The 7,214-nt window shown below is 67.8% G+C and carries 2 protein-coding genes and 1 tRNA gene; all 3 read right to left on the reverse strand.

Going from position 1 to position 7,214, the window contains the following annotated elements; genetic code table 11:
• Nucleotides 1-304: 304 nt before the first annotated feature.
• Nucleotides 305-381 (reverse strand) — tRNA-Pro (locus tag ACFDS6_RS06575).
• A gap of 228 nt (nucleotides 382-609) precedes the next feature.
• On the reverse strand, nucleotides 610-4,788 hold the full coding sequence (locus ACFDS6_RS06580; protein WP_375271323.1) for a Calx-beta domain-containing protein: 4,179 nt from the start codon (nucleotides 4,786-4,788) through the stop codon (nucleotides 610-612).
• Nucleotides 4,789-4,968: 180 nt separating this feature from the next.
• Nucleotides 4,969-7,173, reverse strand: a complete 2,205-nt coding sequence (locus tag ACFDS6_RS06585; RefSeq protein WP_375271325.1) for a TonB-dependent siderophore receptor — start codon at nucleotides 7,171-7,173, stop codon at nucleotides 4,969-4,971.
• Nucleotides 7,174-7,214: the final 41 nt, after the last annotated feature.

Here is a 7,214-nt window from a genome sequence, read left to right on the forward strand (position 1 = left end):
CACCTTCACCCGGCATCGCGCGCGTTCGGCCGATGCCCTCATCCACTGCCACGTCGTTCCACCCCGATCCCGCGCCGCTGCCACCGTCCGACCGACAGGGCGTGGGGAACATTTTTCCCGGACGCGGGTTCTTTGCGCCGTTTTCCCGCAAAATCTACCATAATAACAATCGTCACCACCTCACGCGTACGAATATGCGGGTGACGAGGCGGTCCGGCGACAGCGGCGTTCAAGGCAGTGGAACGCGTGTCGCTCGCGCGACCGAGAGACGCGCCGGACGCTGACGATCAGCCAGCCGATCGCATGGTCGGGGAGACAGGATTCGAACCTGCGACCCCCTGGTCCCAAACCAGGTGCGCTACCAGCCTGCGCCACTCCCCGACACCTGCGCCATGTAGCGGAACCGCGCGGCGGTTCAATCGCGCAAATGCTTGAGTGGGGAGAGGGACAGGTGAGCGCAGGACGCGGCGGGTGGCCGCCCTTTGACAAGAAAAGGGCACCCGCTGCTGCGGATGCCCTGCGAGGTTCATGCTGAAACAACAGTCTGGCGTTCCTGTCCGCCAACGCAAGTCGTCATTCCCGTGTTGGAAGAAACGGCGATGCCGCGCGTCACGCGATGATCGTGCTGGTCCCGGTCAGCACGCCGTCGGCGTGCGGATCGCGCAGTTCGTAGGCACCGAACTCGAGATAATGGGTCAGCGGGTTGATGCCTGCCTGCGCGACATCGGGATTGTCGGCCAGATACGCCTCCGTGTCGAACGCGCCCGACGGATCGCGCCCTTCGCGCCAGCCGAAGTTGTTGAAATGATCGAGCGGGTTGACGCCGGCCGCCGCGACGTCCGGGTTGGCGCGAAGATAGTCGGACGTGTCGAACAGCGCGTTGGGATCGCGTCCCTCCTTGGCGCCGTAGGCCTGGTAATGCTGCCACGCGTCCATGCCCGACGCGGCGACATCCGGGTTGGCGAGCAGGTAGTAATCGGCGTCGAAAGCGTTGCCGTCGATCTGGTCGCCGATCGCGCCGTAGCTGCTCCGGCCCTCGTACCGACCGTAGTTCAGGTAATGCTCCAGCGGATTGACCCCGGCGTCCGCCACGTCCTTGTTGTTGAGCAGGTAGAGCGTGGTGTCGAACGCGGCCGAAGGATCGCGGCCCTCGTGCCAGCCGTAGCGCTGGTAATGGTACAAGGGTTCGATGTTCGACGCCGCCACGTCGGCGTTGGCGCCCAGATAGCCGCGCACCGAGAAGAAGGCGTTGGGATCGCGCCCCTCGAACGTGCCGTAGAGCACGTAATGCGCGACCGGATCGATCCCCGCCTCGAGCACGTCGGGATTGCGCTGGAGGTAGAACAGATTGTCGATCGCGCTGTGCCCGTTGTCCAGGTTGACCGTGCCGTTGGAGAAACGCAGCGCCTCGACGTTGGTGAGGATGTCGGTGCCCTCGGGACCCGAAATGGTGAGCGCGTGGACGCCGGTGCGCGTGATGGTGGTCGCCGCACCCAGCGTGTAGCCGAACACCACCGTGTCGAACCCGTCGCCGCCGTCGACGCGGTCGTCGCCGCCGAACATCGCGAACACGTCGTTGCCGACGCCGCCGATCGCGCTGTCGTTGCCGTCGGTGCCGATCACGTTCTCGGGGTTCTGGTCGGTCACCGCGACGGTGATCTGCTTGTCGACGAACAGCCCGCCCGCGTCGGTCGCGCGCGCGGTGATCGAGAACGACGGCGTCGCCTCGAAATCGAACGCCACGCGCGTCGTGACGACGCCGGTCGCGGCGTCGATCGCGAAGCGCCCGCCAGCATTGTCGGTCAGCGTGTAGCTGAGCGCGCCCGTGTCCTGCGCGGAAACGGTGCCGACGCGCGTGCCCGGCGCCGCATTCTCGATCACCGCGGCATTGTCGATCGCCAGATCGGTCGGCGCCGCATTGGCGCGCGGCACGTACAGCCGTGCCAGCGGCTGGTCGTGGTCGGTCGCCTGATACACGCCCGCCGGCTGCTCGGCATTGTAGTGGACGACGTCGAAGCTCGCGCCGTCGAGCAGATTGTTCGACACCACGATATTGTCGAACGCCTGCAGGTAACCCTCGAACAGGTAGGAGTAGCGCTCCTCGACCGGCAGCAGGTCGTACAGGTTGGCAAGCTTGCCGTCGCTCGTCAGCCGCTGGAGCGCGGTTTCGTAGTAATAACCGTTGAAGTCGCCCAGCGTGACCAGATTGGCGTCGGGGTTCGCCGCCTGCACGCCGTCGAGATACGCCTTGATCGCGGCGGCCTGCGCGGTGCGCGAGCCGTCGCCGGCCTGCGCGGGCGGCTGGATCGCACCGAACAACGTGTCCGATCCGCCGCGCGAGGTTGAGTGGACGTTGACCACCGTCACGTCCTGCCCGTTGAACTCGAAGGTGGCGACCAGCGGGCGCCGGCTGCCGGTGAACGCCTGGTCCTCGATCAGGCGCACGCTGCTCTCGTCGAGCGTGACGCGCGCGGGATTGTAGAGGTAGCCGTTGCGGATGTTGCCGCCCGGCTCGCCGCCCGTGGTGCCGTAGGCGGGCGCGACCTCGGTGTAGCGATAGGTCGGGCCGCCCGCCGCGACGATCGCGTCGATGATCGCCTGCGCGGTCGCCGCGCCCGACGTGTCGGTGCCCGTCCCCGCGCCGTCGGCGTCCTGGATTTCCTGCAACGCGATCACGTCGGGGTTGCGTAGCGCCGTCGTCACCTCGGTCGCGATCGCGCCGAACTTCTGCGCGCCGTCGCCCGGGTCGGCATTCTCGACGTTGAAGCTCGCGATCGTCACGTGATCGGCGTCGCCCGTCAACGCGCTGGTCTCGCGCGTCGGCGCGGCGCGGTCGGTGGTGACCGACAGCGCGCCGATCGGGTCGATCTCGTAACTCGCCGAGGTGCCGCCGGCGTTGCCGAAATAGGTCAGGATGCCGTTGACGTCCGCCAGCACGTCGCCCTGGTCGAACGTGCCGCCGCCCGGCGCGAAGATCTTGATCTTCTCCGGCGCATTGTCGCCCGCGGAGATGGTGATACCGTAGCGCTCGTTGATGCCGGTCGCGCCGATCCCGCCGTTCGCGACGACGTAGGTCTGGCCGATGCCGTCGGTCGAGCTGACCACCAGCGGCGCGCGCACGGTGACGAGCATGCCTTCGAGCGATTCGTAGAAGTCGATGCCGTCGCTGCTCGGATCGTAGCTCTGCAACCGGTCGTCGTCGACGACCTGCGTCGGGGGCGCGTAGCCGCCCGCCTCGGTCGAGATCAGCGTCGCGGCGGGCAGCGCCGCATTCGCCTCGGTCACGGTGATCGCGGTCGCGCCGGTCAGTCGCGTGACCGTCAGGTTGGCGGCGTTCTGCGTGTACTCGGCAACCGTGCCCGACAGCGTGATCGCGTTGCCGACCGCGACGGTCGGCGACGTGCTGCCGGTCGAGACGAAGATCGCATCCGAGGTGCGCGTGTCGCCGTCGCCGGTCGCGTCCTGCAGGAAGAAGCCGCGGTCGGAGCCCGTCGTGCGCAGCGCGGTGACCACGCCCGCGGTCTGCACGGTCAGCCCTTCGTAAGCGGAGCGGTGGCCCAGCCCCTGGATGTCGTAGATCGCGACGGGTCCGGTGTCGTCGTTGGTGATCGTGACGCGCGCCTGCGTGTCGGGGGCGAGAAAGCCCTGCGCGTCGGAGAAGTTGACGAAGAACGTCTCGTTCGGCTCGTTGCGCGTATCGCCCAGCACCGCGACCTGGATCGTCTTGCTGGTCTCGCCCGCGGCGAAGGTGACGATGCCGCTCTGCGCCTGATAGTCGCTGCCCGCCTGCGCCGATCCGTCCGCGGTTGCGTAGGCGATCGAGGCAATGCCCTCGCCGCTGGTGCGCGTCAGCGTGATCGTCGCGAAGGTGGTCCCGCTATTGCCCTCGGTCACGGTCACGTCGGCGAAGGTCAGCGTCGACGCGTCGGTCAGGGTCGCCTTGACCGACAGATTGTCGATGCCGAATTCGTCGCGGTTGCCGCTGCCCGACGAGCTCAGGTGGCTCCAGCGGAGGTAGAGGTAACCGCCGTCGGCGACGACCAGGTCGGCGATCGACACCATCGCGGTGGTGAGCGAGAAGACCGCGGGCACCGGCGCGGTGGCCGCGCCCGGGGTGGTGAAGGCGCTCGTCGGCGCGGCGGTGAAGGTCACGCCGTCCGACGAGTAGGACAGCTGGAGCGAGGAAGCGCGGTTGCCCGAGTTGCGCCACGCCCAGTCGAAATCGACCGCGAAGCCCGTCGCGGTGAAGCCGCTGGTGTTCTGAATCCGCGCCTCGAACGCGCCATTGCCCTCGACGAAGTCGCTGCCGGTCGCCTGCACCACCAGCGCCGCATTGGCCGACGGCGAGTAGATACCGCCCGAGGTCGGATCGGCCGAACCCTGGATCACGCCGCGCGCGAAATCGTTCGCGCTCGTGCCGGTCGGCGAGGTGAAGCCGTAGGCGGGGGCGGGAAGGTCGCTCAGCCCCAGCACGCGGAACACGTTGGAATCGAGCCGCGTGCCCGTCGCCCCCGGCGCGAAGCCCGCCGCAGCGAATCCGTCGAACCCGGTCTGGAACAGCGTCTGCAACCCCTCGGGCGCGGCGCTGACGATGCTGGCGGTCGCGGACGCAGGCGTCGCTGATTGGGGAGCGGCGCTACGCGTGCCGAGCGTGTCCGCGGCGAGGCGGAACTCGCGCCACGACGCGTCGGTGTAGAAGGTATCGCGCGTCAGCGTGCCGAACGGGGACGAGCTCAGGTCGTCAAACGCGATGCGATCGTCGGCGACGATTTTCTTGATGATACCCATGCAGACACCCCTTGCTCGACGGCCGCTGGCGCGGGCGCGCGTTTGATCGGGGTATCAGCCATTTAGATGACAGCGCAATTACGCCCCGCGGCGAAAATCGACGTAGCCGGCGGGCGGGCAGGTCGGCGGGCGGGAGCGACGACGCGTCGCTCCCGTGCTCCTCAGTAGCGCGCACCGCCCTCAGTAACGCACGCTGATCGTGCCCAGCACGCTGCGCGGCGCGCCGTAATAGCCACCGTCGAAATTGGTCGCGGTCAGGTACTTCGTGTTGGTGACGTTGCGCAGGTTGACCGCGGCGGAGATGTTGGGGGTGATGCTGTACGCCGCCAAGAGGTCGAGCAGCGCGTAATCGCCCTGCCGCCCCAGACCCGAGGGCGAGATGATCCGGCTCTGGTACTGCGCCGCCGCGCCCAGTTTCAGCTGCGGCAGCATCGGCAGCGAGTAGCTGACGTTCAGCCGCCCGGTGTTGCGCGCGACGAAGCGGCGCACCGGATTGCCGTCCGGGTCCTCGATCCGCATCAAGGTATAGCCGCCCGTCACCTGCAGGCCCGGCGCCAGCTGTCCGCCGACGTCGATCTCGACGCCCTCCGACTGCGCGTCGACCCCGACGTAATAGGTGCGGTCGATGCCGTTCGCGTCGGTCACGCGGCCCGCCGCCTCGGCGACATTGTCCTGCCGCGTCCGGAACACCGCAACCGTCGCGTTCAGCCGGCCGTCGAACCACTCGCCCTTCAGCCCCAGTTCCAGATTCTCGCCCTCGATCGGATCGAGATTGCGGTTGTTGATGTCGAGCTGCTCGTTCTGCGGATTGAAGATCGTTGCCCAGCTCCCGTACACGCTCAGGTTGCGCGACAGGTCCACGGTCGCGCCCGCGAAGGGCAGGAAGCGCGTTTCGTCGAAATCGGTGTTCGCGCCGTAGGTGAAGCCGGTGCTCTTCGCGTGCGTGATGTTGCCGCCCAGCATCACCTTGACCGCGTCGCCGGGGTTCAGCCGCACGAGGCCGTAGGCGGTTTCGCGTCGAGTGTGGGTGTTCTGGCTCGACGCCGGATCGGTGGAGAATTCGGTCGGGAAGTTGGGCAGTGGGAAATTACCCGCGAACAGGTCGGGGTAGGGGAGCAGGTTGCCCACCGTGCTGAAATCGTAGCTCGAACCCTGGATGTAGCGCTGCGCGCTGCGGTTGACGCCGATGTTGATCTCGTGCTCACGCCCCAGGATCGTCACGGGACCGGTGACATAGGCTTCCATCGTCAGGTTGCGCGTCTCCGCGATGAACTTGCCGGGATAGCTCTGGATACCGGCTTGCAGCCCGGTCGCGGGATCGATCCCGATCCCGCCCGGTGCACCGCGCAACGGGTTGCCGAACACGTAGAACAAGGTGTTGTTCTCGTCGGTCGCGCGGCGGATCGCGCTCGCGCGCGCGATCCAGCCGTTGCCGAACTTGTGCGTGATGTCGCCGAAGATCTGCCGGTCGATCACGTTCCAGCTCGACCAGTCGGGCGCGACGTTTGAGGAGCGGTCGAAGTTCAAGGGCGTGCCGTCGGTGTAGGTCAGCGGGATCGCGCCCCACATCGCGCCCCGGCTCTCGTGGTCCTGGTGCCCGTAGCCGGCGCTGACCGTCGTATTCGCGCCCAGGTCCGCCTCGACGATGCCGTAGCCGACCCAGCGGCGCAGCCCGTAGCGGTCGAGGTAGCTGTCGCCGTCCTGGTACGCGCCGACCGCGCGGGCGCGGATGCTGCCGTCCTTGGTGATCGGCACGCTCAGGTCCGCCTCGCCGCGATACTGGTCGAACGAGCCGTATTGCGCGGAGGCGCGCAGCTGCAGGTCGCGGGTCGGGCGCTTGCGGATGAAGTTGACGACGGCCGACGGATTCCCGGTCGACGACAAGAGGCCGGGCGCGCCGCGCACCACCTCGATATGGTCGTAGAAGGCGGTGTCGATCGACCCGGTCTGAATCCCGAACGCGAACGGCACGCCGATGCCGTCGACCTGGAACGTCTGGATGTCGAAGCCGCGCGCGGAGAAATACACGCGGTCGGTCTCGCCCGCCTGCACGTTGATGCCGGGCACGGTGCCGAGCAGGGTGTTGACGTCGTTGAGCTGGAAATCCTCGATCTGCGCGCGCGTCACCACGCTGACCGACTGCGGCGTGTCGCGCAGCGACAGGTTCATGCGGGTCGCGGTGGTCTGCCCCGGGATGGTGTAATCCTGGCTCCCCTCGGTGCGCGCGCCGGTGACGACGATGTCGTCGCCCGCCTGCGTCGCGGGCTCGGTCGCAGTACCGACCGCAGTATCGGTGGGCGCGCTCGCGGCCGGGGCGGACATGGAAGCGACCGCGATCGCGCTCGGATCAACAGCGGCCGCGAGCGCGGCGAGCAGGGCAGACATGGGTGACTTCCTCCGGGAACCTTTCGCGGCCCTTTGGCGCG

The organism is Sphingomonas sp. (assembly GCF_042095875.1).
In the GTDB taxonomy this organism is placed as follows: Bacteria; Pseudomonadota; Alphaproteobacteria; order Sphingomonadales; family Sphingomonadaceae; genus Sphingomonas.

Coding starts and splice junctions, on each gene's coding strand:
- ACFDS6_RS06585 (WP_375271325.1), bottom strand. CDS start 7,173: ATGTCTGCCCTGCTCGCCGCGCTCGCGGCCGCTGTTGATCCGAGCGCG.
- ACFDS6_RS06580 (WP_375271323.1), bottom strand. CDS start 4,788: ATGGGTATCATCAAGAAAATCGTCGCCGACGATCGCATCGCGTTTGAC.